This is a genomic window from Yersinia pekkanenii, from assembly GCF_001152565.1.
GTDB lineage: Bacteria > Pseudomonadota > Gammaproteobacteria > Enterobacterales > Enterobacteriaceae > Yersinia > Yersinia pekkanenii.
Genome location: NZ_CQAZ01000001.1, coordinates 63,106 through 85,672 on the forward strand (window position 1 = coordinate 63,106; position 22,567 = coordinate 85,672).

A 22,567-nucleotide genomic window follows, 5' to 3' on the forward strand; every position below is an offset into this window, starting at 1 on the left:
ATGAGCTTAACCTGGCAAGATACCCGCGAGATCGGCGAAGCGCTTTACGAGCAATTCCCGGATACGGATCCCAAGACGGTGCGTTTTACCGATATGCACCAATGGATTTGCGATTTAGAAGGGTTTGACGACTCCCCGCAGGGATCGAATGAAAAAGTGCTGGAAGCTATCTTGCTGGTCTGGCTAGATGAATTTGAGTGAGTATAGTAGGGTCGCATAAGCGGCCCTTTTTTCTATTTGTTAACTAATATCTGTTACCTTATAAAGAACAGTAGGTTGTAGAGTAAGACATTTTGTTTTTAGAAAAGAAGGTTTTGATCCGCCGCGGCTAACACAGTGTCGCGTATAACCAGCTGAATAACAGCAAAAAATAATAATGAAGAGGTAGTACATGACAACCGAAATAATGCAAGTATCCCTATCTCAGGATCCGGCAGATGCCCGCTGGGGCGAGAAAGCCCTGTTAAGTTCCGATGGCGAGGGGATGACTATCCACCTAACGGGTAAAAGCGAATTAGGTGCAATTCAACGTGCTGCCCGCAAAATAGACGGGCAAGGTATTAAGCAAGTAAAACTGGCCGGTGAGGGCTGGGGTCTGGAACAAAGCTGGGCGTTCTGGCAAGGGTTCCGTGGGCCAAAAGGCCAGCGCAGCGTGGCGTGGGCAGAACTGCCAGCGAACGAAAAAACCGAGCTGGAACACCGTATTAAAATTATCGATTGGGTGCGCGACACCATTAACGCACCGGCAGAAGACTTAGGCCCGGAGCAACTGGCTAAAAATGCCATTGACTTAATGTGTGCTGTATCCACCGATGCGGTTAGTTACCGTATTACTAAAGGTGACGATCTACGCGAGCAAGGCTATGCTGGGATTTATACCGTCGGCCGTGGATCTGATCGGGCACCGGTGCTATTAGCGTTGGACTATAACCCAACCGGCAATCCGGATGCGCCAGTAATGGCTTGTCTGGTGGGCAAAGGGATCACTTTTGATTCAGGTGGCTATAGCCTGAAACAGAGTGCATTTATGGATTCAATGAAATCCGACATGGGCGGTGCAGCAACGGTGACCGGTGCCTTAGCGCTGGCGGCGGCCCGTGGGCTAAAAGAACGTGTGAAACTGTATCTGTGTTGCGCCGACAATATGGTTAGCGGTAATGCCTTTAAGCTGGGTGATATTATCCGTTACCGCAATGGCAAAACGGTAGAAATTATGAATACCGATGCTGAAGGGCGCTTGGTACTGGCCGATGGTTTGATAGACGCTTCAGAGCAGAAGGCACCGTTGATTATCGATGCTGCCACCTTAACGGGTGCGGCGAAAACGGCGTTGGGTAATGATTACCATGCTCTGTTCAGTTTTGATGATGAGCTGGCACAACAGTTGTTGAGCAGTGCGAAAAGCGAGCATGAGCCTTTCTGGCGTTTGCCGTTGGCTGAATTCCACCGTAGCCAATTGCCATCCAACTTTGCCGAGTTGAATAATGTGGCGGGTGCCGCTTACAGCGCGGGTGCCAGCACTGCTGCTGCATTCTTGTCGCACTTTGTGAAAAATTATCAGCAAGGCTGGCTGCATATTGACTGCTCTGCCACCTACCGTAAAAGTGCGGTTGAGCAATGGTCGGCTGGTGCGACAGGTTTAGGTGTGCGCACTATTGCCAATTTGCTGATGGCGAAAGCTAAACAGTAAGTTTGATGAATGAAGGGGAGTGAGAACAGGCAGATCGTAAAGACGCCGTATTCTCGTTGAAGAAAAAAGCCTCCCTGGAGGCTCGAGCCGCGCCATCCCTGGCGCGGACGCTTTACTCTTCCGCCTGCCCTCGCTCTCATTGACCTTTGTAATATATTTCTCTGGAGTAGAGCATGAGTTTGCCGCAGTCCCCCGATGATAACCACGATCATCATGACGATGACCAAAGTCTGGAGTCCTTGCTAAAGCTGGCGGCGACGGAGTCAATTCATCGCACTGCCTTTTTCCGCGCGTTGTTGGATGCCACTATTTTGGTGCTAGTGGAAGGTTCAGAACAGGGCGATAAGGAGGATGAAATGACCTTCACGACAGGCAATGGGGTGAATATTCTGCATTGGGAAAAGCAGGACGGCGAGTCTGTCATTCCTTTTTTCACCTCGGTAGAGGTGTTACAGCAGGCGCTGGATATGGCCGAAACTGACGCCATTGATCGAGAAAAACAACCTTTTGTCGCCATGCCGGTACGGGTGCTATTTGAAATGACCCAAGGTGAACATCTGTTTTTGAACCCGAAATCTGAGCACGGTAAAGAGTTCTGGCCGCAAGAAGTGGCGATGCTACTGGAAAACGGCGGGTTAACCCAATCGGCTGAGATGATGGTGGATAAAGAGAGCCAAATCCTACTGGGCCAACCGGAAGAGTATCCGGCGGCAATGGTCGATGCACTGATCCAGTTGTTCAGTCAGCGTAAACCGGTGCGGCGAGCTTTCCTGGCGCTGATGCATGATAAGAGTGTTGATGAACAGCCTAACTTATTGGTTGGGCTGGAAGTGGATGGCACAGCAGATGAGATTGACCAACTGATTCAAGAGGCCGGTAATGTGGCCAGTGACCTCGCACCAGATGAGGGTCCGGTGGATTTTTGCCTGGTCAGTGAGACGGAGCGCGGTGTAAGCCACTATCTGATGACCCATACTCAAGCGTTTTATCAGCGTAAGTGGGGCAGTTGGCTGAGAAATGCGATCCCGTCAACCAGCCATTAATTGGCGGCTGTAACCTCAAGTCCAGTGATTTTGGGTATAGGAAAGGGAGCCGCAGTGGCTCCCTTTTTATGACACATTATTCTCATTGCTACATGAAGAACTTATCCTGTGGTTTAGAAGGTATAAGCGACACCCATATTAATGGTCATCGGAGTGGCAATGTTTTTGCCTTTAGAGACTTTAGCTTCAGAGCCGATAGACAAATTAGACGTCAGGTTTACATTGATACCCAAACCTGCATTGGCACGGGTGCCTTTCAGGCCGTTATCCAGTATCTTGTTGTTAATCATTACCTTGTTACTTGCCATCAGATCATGATCCACCGAGAAGATAGCGTAAGGCTTGATTTCTGTACCCTTATTCAACACCAAGCGATAACCGGTGTTCATACCGAGCGTCCCGGTTGTAGTACGTGAACCTTGGTTCTGCGCTTCCATGCCGTTAGACAATTTGTATTGGCTTTTGCCTGCGTTAAAGGTGCTCAGAGCAACATAAGGGGAAACATATAACGCATCAACATTGATATGTTTACCGGCTTTTACTGCCAGTCCCAGACCCGAGAAGTTAGCTGTACCGGTCGCATTGCTATTTTGCGATGTCACATTGAGGCTCTGCTTAAACTGGTTGGTTTTCAGCACGCTGTTAAGATAGTAACCACTGTTCGACAGATATTGCGCGTAAGCACCTACCAGCGATGAGATCAAAATAGATAACGGTAATAAACGCGTATTTAACGTATTGCGATGATTCATTATTTTATAACTTCCTATTTATAGATGAACTTTAAAAAGTGAAATACTCAAGAGGACTAATAACGACAAAATGTTGGCTGAAATATAAACGCATAAGAGGGCTGGTGCTATTTATTAAAATATCAAATTAGAGTTTTTATATTAAATTAATTTTAATTTTAATTTTTCATGGTTTTTTAGATTGTATTTTATTGTTTTAATTGATTTTAATATAATAATTTTATTTTTATTTTTTTTCGGTAATTTTAATTTAATTTTTTTTAAAAAAATATTAAATACAATTTTTGTTGAGTATTGTTTATCTCTAGGGATATAAAATCATGTAAATACGAGTTCTTTCTGTGGAGAATTCCCCCCATTATCCTCTCGCTATATTCCCTTTCAGCCGAATGCTATAATCTTGCCATCAGCCAGGGAGCACTATATGAATTACAACGGGTTACATCGGTTAATGTCAGGGATCAACGGGTATCGGGCGGCCATATTGGTCGGTGCGGCATTGTTATTAGCAGCCTGTGATGACAGCAATAATAATGGCGTGACCGCATCGCCTGGCACTCAATCCAGTGCCGCAGTGGCAAAAGTAGCGGTGAGTAAACCAGCAGATGCTGCGGCTCTGGCAGAGCTGGCAAAACGGCATGCAGGTCAACCGTTTACCTTACTGGATGCCTCTGAATTGCAACTTGATGGGGCCAGCGCCATGGTGCTGACCTTCTCGCAGCCGCTGGACTCAAATCAGGATTTTGCTTCGCAGGTGCATCTGGTTGATACTGTCAGTGGCAACATTGACGGCGCCTGGGAACTGTCCGACAACCTGATGGAGCTGCGTTTACGCCACCTTAAACCTGAGCGTAAATTGCTACTGACCGTCGATAGCAGCCTAAAAGGGGTGACTGGCGCAGAGCTGGGTCAACAACAGCAACAGCAAATTACCACCCGCGACATCAAACCGAGCGTCGGCTTTGCCAGCAAAGGTTCTTTACTGCCGGGTGAACTGGCACAAGGTCTGCCAGTGATGGCGCTCAATGTTAATAATGTCGATGTTAATTTCTTCCGTATTAAGCAAAGCAGCCTGGCTAATTTCCTCGCAACATGGCAGTACCGCAGCGCGCTGTCTAACTGGGAATCAGATGAACTACTGAAAATGGCTGATTTAGTCTATACCGGCCGTTTTGATCTTAACCCTGCGGCTAATACCCGTGAAAAGCTGTTACTGCCACTGGCGGATATCAAGCCGTTGCAAGAGTCCGGCGTCTATCTGGCGGTGATGCAACAAGCCGGTCATTACAGTTATACCCATGCTGCCACCTTATTTACGTTGAGTGATATTGGTGTTTCATTGCACAGCTATCATAACCGCATGGATGTATTTACTCAGGCGTTAGCCGGTGGCGCAGCCTTGAAAGGCGTGTCGTTGCAACTGCTGGACGGTAAAGGCCAAGTGCTGATTCAGGCCGAAACTGATGAGCAGGGTCATGCGCAGTTGGAGAACAATGCCAACGCCAAGCTACTGTTGGCCTCGCAAAACGGGCAGACCAGCCTGATTGATCTCAGCGCACCAGCACTGGATCTGGCGGAGTTTGATATTGCCGGGCCGGAGGGTTTCCAGAAGCAGTTCTTTGTCTTTGGTCCGCGTGATCTATATCGCCCTGGTGAAACCTTAATCGTTAATGGTTTACTGCGTGATGCGAATGGTAAACCCCTGTCCACGCAGCCGGTTAAAGTGGATATCCTCAAACCCGATAATAAAATAGTGCGCAGCTTTGTCTGGCAACCGCAAGAGGGGTTGTATCAATATCAATATGCTATCCCGCAAGGTGGCCCAACGGGCGAATGGTCACTGCGCTTCAATCTGGGCGACAACCCGCCGCGTTTCTATAAATTTAAAGTGGAGGATTTTCTGCCAGAACGCCTGGCATTAGATATTGCCACCGGTAAAGAACCCATCGCTACCGACAGCGAAGCCAGCTTTGCCATCACCGGCCGTTATCTCTACGGCGCACCTGCGTCCGGTAATCGTCTGCAAGGCCAGTTATTCTTGCGCCCATTGCGGGAAGCGGTGGCAACGTTGCCCGGTTTTGAGTTTGGTTCTGTGACGGAAGAAAACCTCTCTCGCACTTTAGATGAATTTGATACCACGCTTGATAGCGACGGGCAGACTGACGTAACGGTGGATAACAGTTGGCAAAATGCGCAATCGCCGCTGAAACTGATCTTACAGGCCAGTTTGTTGGAATCTGGTGGGCGGCCAGTCACTCGCCGTGCGGAACAGGCGTTGTGGCCTGCCGATGCGTTGGTCGGTATCCGCCCACTGTTTAATAAACAGCAAGTTTATGATTACCGCAGTGACAGTTATAAATCGCAGGCGATGGTCAGCCAGGACACCCAGGCCGATTTCGAAATTGTCTATGCTAATGCCGACGGTGACAAGCTGGCGGCCGATGGCTTAAAAGTAAAATTGATACGTGAACGCCGTGATTACTACTGGCAGTGGTCAGAAAGTGATGGCTGGCAGTCGCTGTTTGATAAAAAAGACTTAACGCTGGCAGAACAAAGGGTAAGTATTGCCGCTAACGGCAGCGCTAAAGTCAGTTTCCCGGTGGAGTGGGGCGCATACCGTATTGAGGTGAGCAATCCAGATAACTCACGGGTTAGTAGCTCTCGCTTCTGGGCCGGTTATAGCTGGCAGGATAACACCGCAGGCAGCGGTGCAGTACGTCCGGATCAGGTCAAACTGACACTGGATAAACCGGCTTATCGCCCCGGCGACCAAGTGAAATTACATATTGAAGCGCCTGTGGCCGGTAATGGTTACCTGTTGGTGGAATCCAGTGACGGCCCACTGTGGTGGCAAGAAGTGACCATTCCAGCCGGCGGCACCGAGGTTGACGTGCCTATTAACCATGACTGGGATCGCCACGACCTGTATCTCAGCGCCACGGTGATCCGCCCTGGTGATAAGGCGCAGCAGGCAACGCCAAAACGGGCGATTGGTTTGTTGCATCTGCCGCTGGTGGATGAAACCCGCAAACTGGCGCTGCAACTGGATGCGCCCGCCCGTATTCGCCCGAATCAAACCTTAACGGTAAAAGTGAAAGCCAGCCGCACCGGCGCACCATTACCTGAAAAAGTACAAGTGCTGCTGTCGGCAGTCGATAGCGGGATTTTAAACATTACCGATTACGCCACACCAGACCCATACGACGCCTTCTTTGGCCGTAAGCGCTACAGCGCCGATCGATATGATGTTTACGGGCAACTGATTGAAGGACAAGGGCGTTTAGCCAGTTTACGTTTTGGTGGCGATGGTGATGAAGAGGATGCGTTATCCCGTGGCGGTAAGAAACCTATCACCGAAGTCACCATTGTGGCGCAACAAGCCCAGCCAGTAACATTAAATGCGCAGGGTGAAGGCACGGTTGAACTGGCAATTCCTGACTTTAACGGTGAATTACGCCTGATGGCGCAAGCCTGGAGTGATAAAGACTTTGGCAAAGCAGAGTCTAAAGTGGTGGTGGCCGCGCCATTAATTGCCCAACTGGCGACCCCGCGCTTTCTGGCGGGGGGCGACCGCACGCAACTGGCTTTGGATTTGAGTAATTTATCCGGTCAGGCGCAAACATTGTCACTCAACCTGGCGGCCAGCGATTTACTGGCGCTAGAGGGTGCCGCAACTCAATCTATTGCGCTGGCCAGTGGTGAGCGCAAGACGGTATTGATTCCGGTTCGGGCGCTGAACGGCTTCGGTCAGGGGGATATCGGTCTGACGATCACCGGCATGGTGTTACCGGATGAAAAACTAGCGGATTACCAGCATCATTGGAAAATTGGTGTGCGGCCCGCGTATCCGGCACAAACCCGCCATTTCGCTAATGTGCTGCGCAGTGGTGAAAGCTGGAGCCTATCGGCTGAGGCCATCGCCGGATTGAGTGCTGAAACCCTGCAGGGGCAACTGCTGGTGACCAGCCGCCCGCCGCTGAATCTGGCTCGTTATATCAGTGAGTTATACGCCTATCCTTATGGTTGTCTGGAGCAGACGGTCAGCGGGCTGTATCCATCGCTGTACAGTAACCATGCGCAACTCACCGCGCTGGGTATCAAGGCTGATAGCGATGAAAAGCGGCGTCAGACGATTGATATCGGTATCGAACATCTGCTCAGTATGCAGCGTTATAACGGTAGTTTTGGCTTGTGGAGTAATAGCAGTCCGGAGGAATTCTGGCTGACCGCCTATGCCACCGGCTTCCTGTATCGTGCCAGTCAGCAGGGTTACAGCGTGCCGGTAGCGGCATTGACTGCCGCCAATAACCGTTTGCAGCGCTATTTACAGGATCCGAATCAGGTTGAGATCCGCTACAGCGAGCAGAGCAAACATACCCGTTTCGCGGTGCAGGCTTACGCGGGGTTGGTACTGGCACAGCAACAGCAGGCATCACTGGGGGCATTACGGCAGTTGTATACTCGCAGCAGTGACGCACGTTCCGGCTTACCGCTGGTGCAGCTTGGTGTGGCGCTGAAATTGATGGGGGATATGCCGCGAGCCAAAACAGCGATCACTCAGGGGCTGAACACCACACGCAGCGATAAAGATTACTGGTTGGAAGATTACGGCAGTTCGGTGCGCGATGATGCGCTGATTTTGGCGCTGTTAACCGACAACAACTTGCTACCGGAAGCGCGCGATACTCGCTTGCTGGCGTTATCGGATGCGTTATTCGGCCGCAATTATCTGTCAACGCAGGAGAGCAATGCGTTATTCCTGGCAGGGCGCACGTTGATCAATGGCGCTGAAACACCGTGGCAGGTGGCAATTGCTCAACAGGCCGAGTCAATCGACGATAGTGCCACTTTGACACAAAGTACCGCACTGAACCAAAATTGGTCGGCGCAACAACTGGCCGGTGGGATGCAATTACAAAACCGTGGCGATAGCGCATTGTATAGCCGCGTTGATGTCGTGGGGTATCCACAGCACGCTCCAGCGCCATTCAGCAATAATTTGCATATCAGCCGCCGTTATATTGGGCTGGATGGCCATCCGCTGCAATTATCGCAACTGAAGAGTGGCGAGTTGCTTCTGGTGCATTTGGATATCTGGGCCGATAAGCGAGTACCGGATGCGTTGGTGGTTGATTTGTTACCTGCGGGCCTGGAACTGGAAAACCAAAACTTGGGCGATAGCAACGCCAGTTTGGGGGACAGCGCCAGTCGCGTGACTGAGTTATTACAGGATATGCAGCAGTCGGATATCAAGCATCAGGAGTTCCGCGATGATCGCTATGTCGCGGCAGTCAGTGTTGATGGTTATCGTCACACCACGCTGCTGTATCTGGCGCGTGCTGTGACACCGGGGGTCTATCAAGTGCCTGCACCACAAGTGGAATCGATGTATGTTCCGGATTGGCGTGCATTAGGGGGCACGCCGGCACAGCTTCAAATCGTTAAGTGAGTATTCCCCCCCTTACGGCCAGACAGTTGTCAGGGGGGGAAAGCCATTGATGCGAACCATACTTTTTTCTCGCTATCGGCGCATGTGTTGGGTGCTGGTACTCATCGCTGTGTTATGTCCGGCAACTCTATGGCTGGCGGATAAACTGTGGCCGCTCCCGTTGACGGAGGCTCAGGTGGCACGGGTTGTGGTGGCTGAAGATGGCACCCCGCTATGGCGTTTTGCCGATGCTGATGGCGTGTGGCGCTATCCTGTCGTACTGCAAGATGTCTCGCCCTATTACCTACAAGCATTATTGACCTTCGAGGATCGCTGGTTTTACGTTCATCCCGGCGTAAATCCATTCGCACTGGCTCGTGCTGCCTGGCAGGATCTGCGCGCGGGTAAGATACTTTCCGGCGGCAGTACCTTATCGATGCAAGTAGCGCGCTTGATCGACCCACACCCCCGCACTTTAGCCGGAAAGTTACGTCAGATGTGGAGAACTTTTCAGTTAGAGTGGCATTTCTCTAAAGATCAAATCCTCGAAATTTACCTTAATCGCGCCCCTTTTGGTGGCACGTTGCAAGGGATTGGTGCCGCCAGTTGGACCTATCTGGGTAAATCACCTGCTCACTTAACACCTTCAGAGGCCGCACTGCTGGCAGCGTTACCGCAAGCGCCGAGCCGGTTGCGGCCCGATCGCTATCCACTGCGAGCTAAAACTGCCCGCGATAAAGTATTAACCCGCTTGGCGGATTACCAGGTTTGGTCGGCAGAGAATGTGGCTGATATCAAACAAGAAGATATTTGGCTGGCACCGCGTCAGGTGCCGCAATTAGCCCCTTTGCTGGCGCGCCGGTTGACCAGCGGTAATCAGCGCGAAATAATTCAAACCACATTGGATGCCGGTTTACAACGGCAACTGGAAGATATGGCTGCCGGTTGGCGTCACCAGTTACCGGAGAAAACCTCGCTGGGCTTGCTGGTGGTTGATCATTCAACTATGAGTGTCCGCGCATACCTCGGTTCGGTGAATTTTCAAGATAACAGCCGTTTTGGCCATGTGGATATGGTCAGCGCATGGCGATCACCGGGTTCGACACTCAAGCCTTTCCTGTATGCCATGGCATTGGATGATGGCCTGATCCATGCCGAATCGTTGCTACAAGATGTACCGCGCCGCTTTGGGGACTATCGCCCTGGTAATTTTGATACCGGATTCCATGGGCCAGTCGGTGCCAGCGAGGCACTGGTGCGTTCATTGAATCTGCCTGCGGTACAATTACTCGAAGCTTATGGCCCTAAGCGCTTTACCGCCAATTTGCGTAATGCTGGCTTAAACCTACGTTTCCCACCCCATAGTGAGCCGAGTTTGGCCGTTATTCTGGGGGGGATAGGTTCACGGTTGGATCATCTGGTTGCGGCTTACAGTGCCTTCGCACGTGGTGGAATGGCGGCAACATTACGTTTTGAACCACAGCAAAAAATACAGGAACGGCGGTTGTTCTCACCAGGTGCGGCGTGGATCACCCGACGAATAATGGCCGGTGAAGCCAGGCCATTACCGGACGATATTTTGCCGGACGTAGTGCCGTTGGCGTGGAAAACCGGTACCAGTTATGGTTATCGTGATGCCTGGGCTTTGGGTATCAATGCCCGCTATACCATTGGGGTATGGGTCGGGCGGCCAGATGGGACACCGGTTGCCGGGCAGTTTGGTTATGCTACTGCCATACCGATTCTTAATCAGGTCAATAATTTACTGATGATAGGGTTACAGCAAAGTGTCCGTTCGTTACCGACAGACCCAAGGCCACCGTCAGTAAGTCGGGCAGAGATTTGCTGGCCGGGTGGGCAACCGCTGGCAGCCGGAGACAGTAACTGCCGCCAACGGCGTCAAAGCTGGATCCTTGACGGCACTATACCTCCCACGCTCGCGGCACCTGGTCAGGAAAATATGCAGGGCAGCCAACTCAGTGTGTGGCTAGATCCGCAGGGCCAGCGGGTTGCTGCAGATTGCCCTGCCGCCAACCCAGCACCATTAACTCTCTGGCCACTGCCGCTTGAACCCTGGTTACCACGGGCAGAACGCCGTAAGCAACGGCTACCGACAGCCAGTAGCGAATGTCCACCACAAGGTGGTGTCGATGTGGCTCCTCTGCTGATTTTGGGCATACGTGACGGCGCGATAGTGAAACGTCTGCCTGGTCAGAATCGCCTTGATCTGCGTTTGGCGATGCAAGGCGGACAGGGCCAGCATTGGTGGTTCCTCAATGGGGAACAAGTCGCGGTGACGGATAATAATCAATCATGGATACAAACACTATCGGCACCGGGTCGCTATCAACTTAATGTATTAGATGAAAGTGGTTTGGTGAGTAATTTATTATTTCGCGTAGAATGAATTCATGTGTCAGATTAATTAATGATAATTTATGGTTTTCTTTTGTATTTAGTTATTAATTAATTCTTTTATAATAAATAAAATAATATTATGGATCTAATTTGTTCGATAAAATAACTCCAGTATTGCTATTTCTAATTACTGTTCATAACTGGGGCGGAAGATGATTAATAATATTTTTTTTATGGTGTTATGTTTAATAATATTAACTACCAATGTTTTTGCTGACAACCCTAAGGTTTGTTTTTTCGCTGATGAAGGTTATCAAGGGGCATCTATCTGCGCCACCCAGGGGTTGGCGGTAGATAATCTTAGCATTGAATGGAATGACCGGATATCATCTATTTCCGTCCCTCCCGGCATGGTGGTTTCAGTATATAAAGATATCAATTTTTCGGGGGGGAACTTAACATTTAGAGAGAATGTTGATTTATTTACCTCACGTCAATGGGCAGATTTAAATAATACCATTAGATCCTTTAAAGTCAGGAGTGCTGCCTGTTTTTACGAATATGATGATTTTTTAGGTGATTCAATATGTATCTCTGGTAATGAACGAATTGATTTATATAATGAAACCCCTGGTAAGTTATATAATATTTTACACCCTCTTAACGATCGAATTAGCTCTGTCCTATTACCACCTGATACTCAGGCCATAATCTATGAAAATGATGGCTATAATGGAGATTATTTTGTTTTGATAGAGAGTCACTCTACTTCAGATTTAGAAAAAATAGGTATGAATAAGAATATAAGTAGTATTAGAGTTTCTCAGTACGAATATTTTCTTTGTGATCAGCGCTGTGTCATAAAAAATAACATGACTATCCCTGTGCAATATGCTTTTGGTAATTATTGGAATGATAAAAGAATAGATTTAAAGCAAGTCTTGATTAGTTTTAAATTAACAAGCGAAAGTGACTACTCTTTAGCGATAGGCGGTGGAGGGCTTTTAAAAGTTAAAAATAATGAAATATTTTTTATTCATGAAGAAAGTAACAATAGTACTATATTTAAAATAAGTAATCAGCCCAGTATATTATCAATGTTATTTAGCTTTAATGGTGGTTATGTTGAAATCCAGTGTATTGAAAGTGTTGAGGGGCAGGGCTCGTATTTTTATCCGATTCTGAGTTATTTATTTGATGTTAATAGTACTAATATTAAGTTTGTTATCAATAATGCTAACAATAGTAAACCGCTCATAATAGACAAGGTTGTCATGACCGTTGAAAAAGAACAGGGTAGGGTAGAGCGTGGCTTTATCGGAATGGCGAGTTGTTGGTTAATACCTCTGCTTAATATTTATAATTATATCATTCAGGGACGTTGTAATCAGGCAGAACGTTTTGTAACCGATGCTTATGACTTTTTTAGCGCCACCGACAATAAAATATTGCAAGTCTCCGGTACGTCGAAACCACTGCCTCGAATAGAACATAATGAAACTTTTCCTGCCGAAATGCTCCTTGCAAATTTTTCGACTGGTTCGATGGGTATATTGATCCAGATTAATTCTGACATGAACGGTAAATCATTGACGGTACCCGCTGCAGCGTTAGCCTGTAAAGTTTCAATGAAATATGAGGTGCTTCCTCATCTGCGTTTTCGCCGTGAGCTTATTCCTCCTTGCATCGATTGGACATTAGATATTTTAACTGATTTTACCCTGCTATTTGGTGGCAGTATCGCCAGTTGGAATGCCGAAAATTTTGGACGGGTTATTGAGCGTATTATCAATTCGGGAGACACCGGCTATGCAGCATTAGATACAGCAACTGACGCGCGCTTAATTGACAGTGTTCGGACTTATGTTGCCGAGAATATTGATAACACCGCTCTTATAAAAACGGCATTTGATTTTTCACAACTCAGCTATGCAGGTTATTTACAATATAATGAAGCTGACGTCCAGCCCCCGCAAGTGGTGCAGCAATTACCTCAGGGGCGCTATGAACTGGCGCTGCAAAATTTCCACTTTGTTGAGACGGTACCCAGAAGACAATTGCAGGGTGAATGGGTAGAACAGCCCGATCTATTCTTTGATATTGAGGTGATCACCGGTACACCTCAAAGCACGTTAACTGCCCGACAAAACGTTCTTCCGGTAGTGGAGGGATGGCATCAACTGTATCGCCAAGCATTGCAGTCTTTAACAACGGTTGCGGAGATTGAAAATGTTGCTAATACCAATCAGCATGAAGGGATAGATCCGATTATTTCAGCGGCTAATTTGGTGAGTGATGTTGTTCAGAGTTGGTTAAGGACATCCCGTGATGATTATATTTATGTCATCGTTCGTCTGTCCGGGGAAATAGTCAGCATGACAATGGCAGTGGATATTAATGAATTTGATGTGGGTATTGCGGGTTCATTAACCACCCCGAACTATGTGCTCCATCCAATGGCAGATGGTGTTATCAGAGGTGCTGGTACTGCTGCTATCAGAGCATTAGCTCACCATTTGGCGCAGAAAGGAAAACGTTCCCTGGTCTCAGATGTTATCAGTCAGCCGTCAGCCATTGTGAAGAATAAGGTTGGTTTTCAATTTATTAATGAACTTTGATATTAATAACTTTTTGCCAGAAAAATACGGAGAGTAGGTCAAACCGTTTTTTATGCAAAAGTGTGATTTGTGCATAAAATTGAGTGATTAAGATAACTATTTTTTAATGAAATGTTGTGATTGCCGTATGCAAGCGCTAATAGCACACCTATAATCGGCGACCACTGTACAGGGTCGGCATAATTTTGTAGTAAAGGAACTGCCGCCAGCCAAGCCTATGTGTTTATTAATGGCCTATAGCGGGGCGGGTTCCGAGTCCGGTCAATATTAGAAATCCTATATGAGGTTATCATGGCTTTAGAACGTACTTTCTCCATTATCAAACCCAATGCTGTTGCCAATAACAAGATTGGTGCCATTTATGCGCGTTTTGAAAGTGCTGGCTTCAAAATTATTGCAGCAAAAATGCTGCACCTGACCAAAGAACAAGCCGAAGGGTTTTATGCTGAACATAAAGGCCGTCCATTCTTTGATGGCTTGGTTGAGTTTATGACCTCTGGCCCCATCATGGTTCAGGTTTTGGCCGGTGAAAATGCCGTTCAGCGCCACCGTGATATTATGGGCGCGACTAACCCTGACAACGCACTGGCGGGGACTCTGCGTGCGGACTTTGCTGATAGTTTCACTGCTAATGCGGTACACGGTTCTGATGCGGTTGAATCCGCTCAGCGTGAAATTGCTTATTTCTTCGCCGCAGATGAAATTTTCCCTCGCAGCTAATTAATTGATTCCGTGTAGGAATACCCACTATTTAATCAACTGAAACAATAAAGTTGTCCGGGTACCTTTTCAATCATGGAATCAATGCTCTAAAATTTGTACAATGCCGCGCCCCGTTGGAGACATCTTCCTCGGGGCGTTCTATTATTTATTTATCGCCGTTTCGAAAGCCATACCTGGTTTAAAGCGCAGCGCCGTAAAGTGTAACAACGAGGCCACGACAACTCATGTCTGAACAATTATTAACTGCATCAACATCCATTGATGCTGCACTGCTGTCTGACAATGCGGTGCAGACCGCAGCGCCTGTCACCAGCAAAATCAATCTGCTCGACCTAAATCGTCAACAAATGCGCGAGTTTTTTGCCAAAATGGGTGAGAAACCTTTCCGGGCAGATCAGGTCATGAAGTGGATGTATCACTATTGCTTTGATGATTTCGAGCAAATGACCGACATCAATAAAGCGCTGCGTGCCAAATTGCAGCGCGTAGCAGAAATTCGTGCGCCAGAAGTGGCAGAAGAACTGCGCTCAACCGATGGCACCATTAAATGGGCAATCAAGGTCGGCGATCAGCAAGTTGAAACCGTGTATATCCCGGAAGGTGATCGTGCGACGCTGTGTGTGTCATCTCAGGTAGGCTGCGCGTTAGAATGCAAATTCTGCTCAACGGGGCAGCAGGGCTTTAACCGTAACTTACGCGTATCTGAAATTATCGGTCAGGTATGGCGCGCAGCGAAGATTATCGGTTCATTAAAATCAACCGGTACCCGCCCAATCACCAATGTGGTAATGATGGGGATGGGCGAACCCTTGCTGAACCTGAATAACGTGGTGCCAGCCATGGATATCATGTTGGATGATTTTGGTTTTGGTTTGTCCAAACGCCGTGTGACCTTGTCCACTTCAGGGGTTGTACCAGCACTGGACAAACTGGGTGACATGATTGATGTGGCGCTGGCGATATCCCTGCACGCACCGACCGATGATATCCGCGATGAAATTGTGCCTATCAACCGTAAATACAATATCGAAACCTTCCTGGCTGCAGTACGGCGTTATTTGGATAAATCTAAAGCCAATGGTGGGCGTGTTACTGTCGAATACGTTATGCTGGATCACATCAATGACAGCGTGGAACAAGCTCATCAACTGGCGGAATGCCTGAAAGACACGCCGTGTAAGATTAACTTGATCCCATGGAACCCGTTCCCAGGGGCACCTTATGGTCGTAGCTCAAACAGCCGGGTAGATCGTTTTTCTAAGGTATTGATGGAATACGGTTTTACCACAATAGTACGTAAGACGCGTGGCGATGATATTGATGCCGCATGCGGTCAGTTGGCCGGTGATGTGATTGACCGAACCAAACGCACTTTGAAAAAGAAAATGGCCGGTGAACCAATCGCTATCAAGACAGTCTGATTGATAGGATTGATTTCTCTATATAACTAATTGTTATTTAACTTATAATTTGTAGGGTGTTCAATCTTGAAAGACGATAGTCTAAATAAGTCGAGTAGCGAGCGCCGCCAATACGCATATGGCTTGAAGTATATGATGGGTATCTTCATTTAAGGACAATTGAGAAAGCATGAAGCTGACAAAACTGTGGAGAGTTTGCCTGGTAGCAATTACATTGGCGGGTTGTTCCGGTTCATCGCCGGAAAAAGTCAATCAGCCAGCCGCAGGGCAGACGCGTTTACAACTGGGTTTAGAGTATTTGGCGCAAGGTGATCTTAATGCTGCGCGGCAGAATCTTGAGAAGGCTGTAGAGGCGAACCCACAGGATTATCGCGCTCAATTGGGTATGGCATTTTACGAGCAACGTATTGGTGAAAACAGTGCTGCAGAGCAACGTTATCAGCAAGCGATGAAACTGGCACCCGGAAATGGCACTGTACTGAATAATTACGGTGCGTTTCTGTGTGGTTTAGGGCAGTATGTACCGGCCCAACAACAGTTTAGTGCAGCAGCGCTGTTGCCTGATTACGGTCAGGTTGCAGATAGTCTGGAGAACGCAGGATATTGTTTTTTACGGGCTAACCAAAATGATCAGGCTCGGGTACTGTTGAGTCGTGCATTGAAGTATGATCCGGATAAAGGTGAGCCGCTGCTCGCAGAAGCTCAGAGGCATTTTGGCGAAGGGAATCACGCTCAGGCGCAACTATTACTGGATGTTTACCAACATACACTGCCAGCCAGTGCTGAAAGTATATGGTTACAAATTCGTTTCGCCGCGCTAGCAGGCCGTCAAGATAGTGTACAACGCTATGGCAAGCAGCTTGCGCGAAGTTTCCCACAATCCAAACAGTACCAGCATTTTCTAGCTAATGAATACTGAAGCCTCCCAAGATAAAACAGTTCCAGAGACGACAGGTGTACGCCTGCGTCAGGCCCGTGAAGCACTAGGGCTAACTCAACAGAACGTTGCAGAACGTCTGTGTCTGAAAGTATCCACAATCCGTGATATTGAGGAGGATAAAGCACACGCTAATCTCGCCTCGACATTCCACCGTGGCTACATTCGTTCTTACGCCAAATTGGTTCACCTTCCCGAAGATGAACTGTTACCTATGTTAGAAAAACAGGCTCCAATCAGAGCGGCGAAAGTCGCGCCAATGCAAAGTTTCTCATTGGGTAAAAAGCATAAAAAACGTGATGGCTGGTTGATGAGTTTCACCTGGCTTATTGTGTTGGTTGTGCTCGGTCTGACAGGGGCGTGGTGGTGGCAAAATCATCAGGCGCAGCAAGCTGAAATAGTCACTATGGCTGATCAGTCCTCTGCCCAACTGTCGCAAAACGGTGGGCAAAGTGTGCCGCTGACTGATGATAATAGCGATCCTGCCGCATCTACTGATGCTCAGGCTCCGGTTGCCAATAGCTCGGCTGCTTCTACATCAACAGCAAGTGGTACTGCGCCAGCCACAAACAGTACAACGCCCGCAGATACGGTGAATAGCCGTGTCGAGGCAACATCTAATCAGGGCGCGGCTTCGGCCCAATCAGTGGTCGTTTCCCCGAGTCAGGCACTTGTGCCTGATACTTCTACCGCACCATCACCATTGCCTACCGCAGATGCTGGGGTAAATAGCGCCCCATCATCGGTAGGTTCATTGGTAATGAACTTCACCGCTGATTGCTGGTTACAGGTTGTTGATGCGAGTGGAAAAACACTGTTGAGCGGTATCCAAAAGGGAGGGACCACCCTCAATCTATCGGGTAAAGCGCCCTATAAGCTGACCATTGGTGTACCAAGTGCACTGACGATTACGTATCAGGGTAATCCAGTAGATTTGAGTAAATTTATTAAGGCTAATCGCGTAGCCCGCCTGACTGTCGGTGTAGAGTAATATTGTGGTTTTGACAAACTGTATGGTGGTTCAGACACACAACCACCGTCATTTTGAGAAACTGCTCTGTTGTATAAACTACACGACTGTAAAGGAGAGTGTGTAATGCATAACGAATCCCCAATTATCCGACGTAAATCTACCCGGATTTACGTCGGTAAAGTGCCGGTTGGTGATGGTGCACCAATTACAGTGCAATCGATGACCAATACAAAAACCACGGATGTTGCTGCGACGGTTGCCCAAATCGTGGCATTGCAGCGTGTTGGTGTGGATATCGTGCGAGTTTCAGTACCGACTATGGACGCGGCTGAAGCGTTTAAATTGATCAAGCTGCATCCGGATGTCACTGTACCGCTGGTGGCTGATATTCATTTTGACTACCGTATTGCGCTGAAAGTGGCTGAGTACGGTGTTGATTGCTTACGCATTAATCCCGGTAACATTGGTAGCGAAGATCGTATTCGCTCCGTGGTTGATTGTGCCCGCCACCATAATATCCCCATCCGTATTGGTATTAATGGTGGATCGCTGGAGACAGATATTCAGGAGAAATACGGTGAACCTACGCCGGAAGCCCTGCTTGAATCCGCGATGCGTCATGTCGATATTCTTGATCGCCTCAATTTTGATCAGTTTAAAGTCAGTGTTAAAGCTTCCGATGTTTTCCTGGCGGTAAACGCCTACCGTCTGTTAGCTAAGCAAATTAATAATCCTTTGCATTTAGGGATCACCGAAGCCGGTGGTGCGCGCAGTGGTTCGGTGAAATCTGCCATTGGGCTAGGTTTGCTGCTGTCAGAAGGTATTGGCGATACGTTACGTATTTCGCTGGCAGCTGATCCGGTTGAGGAAGTTAAAGTCGGTTTTGATATCCTGAAATCTTTACGTATCCGTGCTCGTGGTATTAACTTTATCGCCTGTCCAACCTGTTCCCGTCAGGAATTTGATGTTATCGGTACCGTCAATGCGTTGGAACAGCGGCTTGAAGATCTGATTACACCGATGGATGTTTCTATCATTGGTTGTGTGGTCAATGGGCCGGGTGAGGCATTGGTATCGACCATCGGTGTGACCGGTGCGCGTAATAAAAGCGGTTTCTACGAAGATGGCATTCGTCAAAAAGAACGCTTTGATAACAAAGAGATGATTGACCAGTTAGAAGCGAAGATTCGTGCCAAAGCCTCAATGCTTGATGCGAAGAACCGAATTGTCATCAATCAACTGGATGATAAATAAACGTTGTTGATAACGTGTTGTCGGCCGGTATGAAAAAGCGGGCATGGCTCACTTTATATTGTGCCTGTAGAGGTAACAAATTGTCATCATTGAATAAATGGGTGGCAAACCTCTACAATCGGCTTTATTTTTTGCACTATATCCGAATTCATTGGAGTTGCTGCTGATAACGCTGCCGCTTCAAGTCAATAGGGTATAAAACTACAGAGAACAGACGTGGCAAAGAACATTCAAGCCATCCGTGGTATGAACGACTGCCTGCCAGCCGAAACGGCGATATGGCAGCGTATTGAAAGCATCTTGAAACAAGTGCTGGCGGGTTACGGTTACAGTGAAATCCGCATGCCGATTGTAGAGCAGACCCCGTTATTCAAACGCGCAATTGGTGAAGTCACCGACGTGGTTGAAAAAGAGATGTATACCTTTGACGATCGCAATGGCGAAAGTCTGACACTGCGCCCGGAAGGTACCGCAGGGTGCGTGCGCGCCGGTATTGAACATGGTCTGCTGTACAATCAGGAACAGCGTTTATGGTACATCGGCCCGATGTTCCGCTATGAGCGGCCACAGAAAGGCCGCTATCGTCAATTCCATCAGTTGGGCGCAGAAGTTTTTGGTCTGCAAGGGCCAGACATTGACGCCGAATTGATTTTGCTGACTGCCCGTTGGTGGCGTGCTTTGGGTATCTCAGAGCATGTGCGGCTTGAGCTGAACTCCATTGGATCATTAGATGCCCGTGCTGATTACCGTGAGGCACTGGTCACTTTCCTGGAGCAACACGTTGAGGTGTTGGACGAAGATTGTAAGCGCCGGATGTACAGCAACCCACTGCGAGTATTGGATTCTAAGAATCCGGATGTTCAACAACTGCTTAATGATGCACCTAAGCTATCGGATTATCTGGATGAAGAGTCAAAACAACATTTTGCGGGTCTGTGTGAACTTTTAGACCAGGCCAGCATCCCATATAGCGTTAATGAGCGTTTAGTTCGTGGTTTGGATTATTACAACCGTACGGTATTTGAGTGGGTTACCCGCAGTTTGGGTGCGCAGGGCACGGTCTGTGCCGGTGGGCGTTATGACGGTCTGGTCGAGCAACTCGGTGGTCGTGCAACACCTGCTGTAGGTTTCGCCATGGGGCTTGAGCGTTTGGTTCTGTTAGTGCAGGCAGTAAATCCTGACTTCCAGGTGCCAGCGACAGTTGATGTGTATGTCATCTCGTCGGGCCAGAATACACAAAGTGCTGCCATGCTACTGGCTGAAAGCTTACGTGATGCTATGCCAACGTTGAAATTAATGACCAATTACGGCGGCGGTAATGTCAAAAAGCAATTCACCCGCGCTGATAAGTGGGGAGCCCGTGTTGCATTAATGCTGGGCGAAAGCGAAGTGGCGGCACAGCAAGTGACAGTAAAAGATTTACGCAATGGTGAACAAGAAACGCTGGCGCAAGCGGATATTGCTGCGCGTCTGGCTTTGATGTTGGGTTAAGGAGAGAGACACCGTGGAAGTCTATACCACTGATAATGACCAGGTTGATGCAGTGCGCCGTTTCTTTAGTGAGAATGGCAAAGCGCTGGCCGTGGGTGTGGTGCTCGGGATTGGTGCATTAGTGGGTTGGCGTTACTGGCAGAGTCATCAGAATACTGCCATGACGGAAGCCTCCTCTGCCTATCAGCAAGCCAGTAATGCTTTGTCAGCTAACCGCGCTGATGGTGTTGCTCTTGCTGAAAAATTTGTTCAGGGCAATAACAATAACTACGGTGTTCTTGCCGGGTTAGAGCTGGCTCATCATTTCGTTGAGCAAAATCAGTTTGATAAAGCGGCGCAGCAACTTACTCAGGCGCTGGGCCAAACAAAAGATGAAAACCTGTTATCACTGATTAATCTGCGCCTTGCGCGTCTGCAATTGCAGTTGAAAAAACCAGACGAAGCATTGAAAACACTGGATGCAGTGCAGGGTGAAGGCTGGACTGCGATGGCTCAAGATGTCCGTGGCGATGCGTTATTAAGCAAAGGTGACACCGCAGGTGCACGGGCAGCTTACAGTAAAGGCGCCGAATCAAATGCTTCTCAGGCGCTGCAAGCTTTACTGCGCATAAAATTGAATAATTTGTCCAGCTAAGGGGTATTCCCATGCAATTGCGTAAAACACTCTTAGTAGGACTGGTATCTGTTGCCCTATTGAGCGGTTGTTCACTGTTTAACAGTGAAGAAGATGTGGTTACCATGTCGCCACTGCCAAAAATTGAGAATCAATTCACACCCACTAAAGTGTGGAGCACGTCGGTCGGTGGTGGTGTTGGTGATTATTACTCACATTTGCGCCCAGCTTGGCAGGGGACAACGGTCTTTGCAGCAGATCGTAAAGGTTTGGTGAAAGCCATGGATGCCGACAGCGGTAAGCAAATCTGGCAAACTGATCTGTCTGAAAAAACCAATTTCCTTTCCAGCAACCGTTCTGCAATGTTATCTGGCGGCGTAACAGCCTCAGGTGCACATGTGTATGTCGGTAGTGAGAAAGCAGTCGTTTATGCTCTTAACGTTGACGATGGTCAGGTCGCATGGCAGACGGTGGTTGCGGGCGAAGCCTTATCGCGTCCGGTTGTCAGTGATGGCGTGGTACTGATCCATACCTCCAATGGCATGCTGCAAGCACTGAATGAGTCTGATGGCGCGATTAAGTGGACATTAAACCTCGATACTCCCGCGCTATCTCTGCGTGGTGAATCTGCACCTGCAGTGGCATTCGGTGCAGCCATTGTCGGTGGTGACAATGGCCGTGTCAGTGCGGTGATGATGGAGCAGGGCCAGTTGATCTGGCAGCAGCGTATCTCCCAAATAACCGGTACCACGGAAATTGACCGCCTGAATGATGTTGATACCACGCCTGTCGTGGTAGACGGTGTGGTTTATGCACTGGCATACAACGGTAATCTGACCGCACTGGATTTGCGTTCCGGTCAGATTCTGTGGAAGCGTGAGATGGGGTCAGTGAATGACCTTATTGTCGATGGTGGCCGCATTTATCTGGTCGATCAAAATGACCGTATCGTTGCGCTGAAAACCGATGGCGGTATAACCCTTTGGAGTCAAAGCGATTTATTACATCGTAACTTGACTGCCCCAGTGATGTATAATGGATATCTGGTTGTAGGTGATGCCGAAGGTTATCTGCACTGGGTGAATGCCGATGATGGCCGTTTTGTGGCTCAGCAGAGCGTAGATAGCTCTGGCTTCTTGAGTGCGCCGGTGGTTGCTAGCGATAAATTGCTGATCCAGGCGAGAGGCGGTACGGTTTACGCGTTCACCCGTTAATTCTGATTTAGCGCCTGTTTAACAGGTCAGCACCCCAAAAACGGCTCCTGGG

Annotated in this window: 14 protein-coding genes and 1 pseudogene; 14 read left to right on the forward strand and 1 reads right to left on the reverse strand. The window is 48.5% G+C overall.

Annotated elements, in window-relative coordinates:
• From iscX to sseB, 3 genes are all read left to right on the forward strand, one after another.
• On the forward strand, positions 1-201 hold the full coding sequence (gene iscX, locus AEP37_RS00300; protein ID WP_049608117.1) for a Fe-S cluster assembly protein IscX: 201 nt from the start codon (positions 1-3) through the stop codon (positions 199-201).
• Between the two features lie 190 nt (positions 202-391).
• Complete coding sequence (gene pepB / locus AEP37_RS00305) at positions 392-1,690, forward strand: aminopeptidase PepB (RefSeq protein WP_049608120.1); 1,299 nt, start codon at positions 392-394, stop codon at positions 1,688-1,690.
• Positions 1,691-1,863: 173 nt separating this feature from the next.
• Positions 1,864-2,733, forward strand: coding sequence for an enhanced serine sensitivity protein SseB (gene sseB / locus AEP37_RS00310; protein ID WP_049608122.1), 870 nt, complete (start codon positions 1,864-1,866; stop codon positions 2,731-2,733).
• Positions 2,734-2,846: 113 nt separating this feature from the next.
• Here sseB and AEP37_RS00315 read toward each other — a convergent pair.
• A pseudogene (locus tag AEP37_RS00315) lies at positions 2,847-3,431 on the reverse strand (autotransporter outer membrane beta-barrel domain-containing protein); the annotation flags it as partial.
• A gap of 478 nt (positions 3,432-3,909) precedes the next feature.
• Here AEP37_RS00315 and AEP37_RS00320 point away from each other — a divergent pair.
• From AEP37_RS00320 to bamB, 11 genes are all read left to right on the forward strand, one after another.
• Positions 3,910-8,934: an alpha-2-macroglobulin family protein gene (locus AEP37_RS00320; RefSeq protein WP_049608127.1), complete on the forward strand. Its 5,025-nt coding sequence runs from the start codon at positions 3,910-3,912 to the stop codon at positions 8,932-8,934.
• 49 nt (positions 8,935-8,983) lie between these two features.
• Positions 8,984-11,320 (forward strand): peptidoglycan glycosyltransferase PbpC, encoded by a 2,337-nt coding sequence (gene pbpC / locus AEP37_RS00325; RefSeq protein ID WP_049608129.1) that lies wholly within the window; start codon positions 8,984-8,986, stop codon positions 11,318-11,320.
• A gap of 163 nt (positions 11,321-11,483) precedes the next feature.
• On the forward strand, positions 11,484-13,889 hold the full coding sequence (locus tag AEP37_RS00330) for a peptidase inhibitor family I36 protein (protein ID WP_049608132.1): 2,406 nt from the start codon (positions 11,484-11,486) through the stop codon (positions 13,887-13,889).
• Positions 13,890-14,180: 291 nt separating this feature from the next.
• Positions 14,181-14,609 carry a nucleoside-diphosphate kinase gene (ndk, locus tag AEP37_RS00335; RefSeq protein ID WP_049608135.1) on the forward strand — a complete coding sequence of 143 codons (429 nt, stop codon included), beginning with the start codon at positions 14,181-14,183 and terminating at the stop codon, positions 14,607-14,609.
• 227 nt (positions 14,610-14,836) lie between these two features.
• The gene (locus AEP37_RS00340; protein WP_049608138.1) at positions 14,837-16,033 is read left to right on the forward strand and encodes a bifunctional tRNA (adenosine(37)-C2)-methyltransferase TrmG/ribosomal RNA large subunit methyltransferase RlmN; all 1,197 of its coding nucleotides are present in this window, start codon (positions 14,837-14,839) and stop codon (positions 16,031-16,033) included.
• Between the two features lie 169 nt (positions 16,034-16,202).
• Positions 16,203-16,952 (forward strand): type IV pilus biogenesis/stability protein PilW, encoded by a 750-nt coding sequence (gene pilW / locus AEP37_RS00345; RefSeq protein ID WP_049608140.1) that lies wholly within the window; start codon positions 16,203-16,205, stop codon positions 16,950-16,952.
• On the forward strand, positions 16,942-17,961 hold the full coding sequence (gene rodZ, locus AEP37_RS00350) for a cytoskeleton protein RodZ (protein WP_049608142.1): 1,020 nt from the start codon (positions 16,942-16,944) through the stop codon (positions 17,959-17,961). The genes pilW and rodZ overlap by 11 nt, the downstream gene beginning before the upstream one ends.
• A gap of 105 nt (positions 17,962-18,066) precedes the next feature.
• The gene (gene ispG, locus AEP37_RS00355) at positions 18,067-19,197 is read left to right on the forward strand and encodes a flavodoxin-dependent (E)-4-hydroxy-3-methylbut-2-enyl-diphosphate synthase (protein ID WP_049608145.1); all 1,131 of its coding nucleotides are present in this window, start codon (positions 18,067-18,069) and stop codon (positions 19,195-19,197) included.
• A gap of 216 nt (positions 19,198-19,413) precedes the next feature.
• The gene (hisS, locus tag AEP37_RS00360; RefSeq protein ID WP_049608148.1) at positions 19,414-20,688 is read left to right on the forward strand and encodes a histidine--tRNA ligase; all 1,275 of its coding nucleotides are present in this window, start codon (positions 19,414-19,416) and stop codon (positions 20,686-20,688) included.
• A 13-nt stretch (positions 20,689-20,701) separates the two neighbouring features.
• Complete coding sequence (locus AEP37_RS00365; protein WP_049608151.1) at positions 20,702-21,322, forward strand: YfgM family protein; 621 nt, start codon at positions 20,702-20,704, stop codon at positions 21,320-21,322.
• 11 nt (positions 21,323-21,333) lie between these two features.
• A complete protein-coding gene (gene bamB / locus AEP37_RS00370; protein WP_049608153.1) occupies positions 21,334-22,515 on the forward strand; it encodes an outer membrane protein assembly factor BamB in 1,182 nt (393 codons plus the stop codon).
• Positions 22,516-22,567 lie beyond the last annotated feature (52 nt).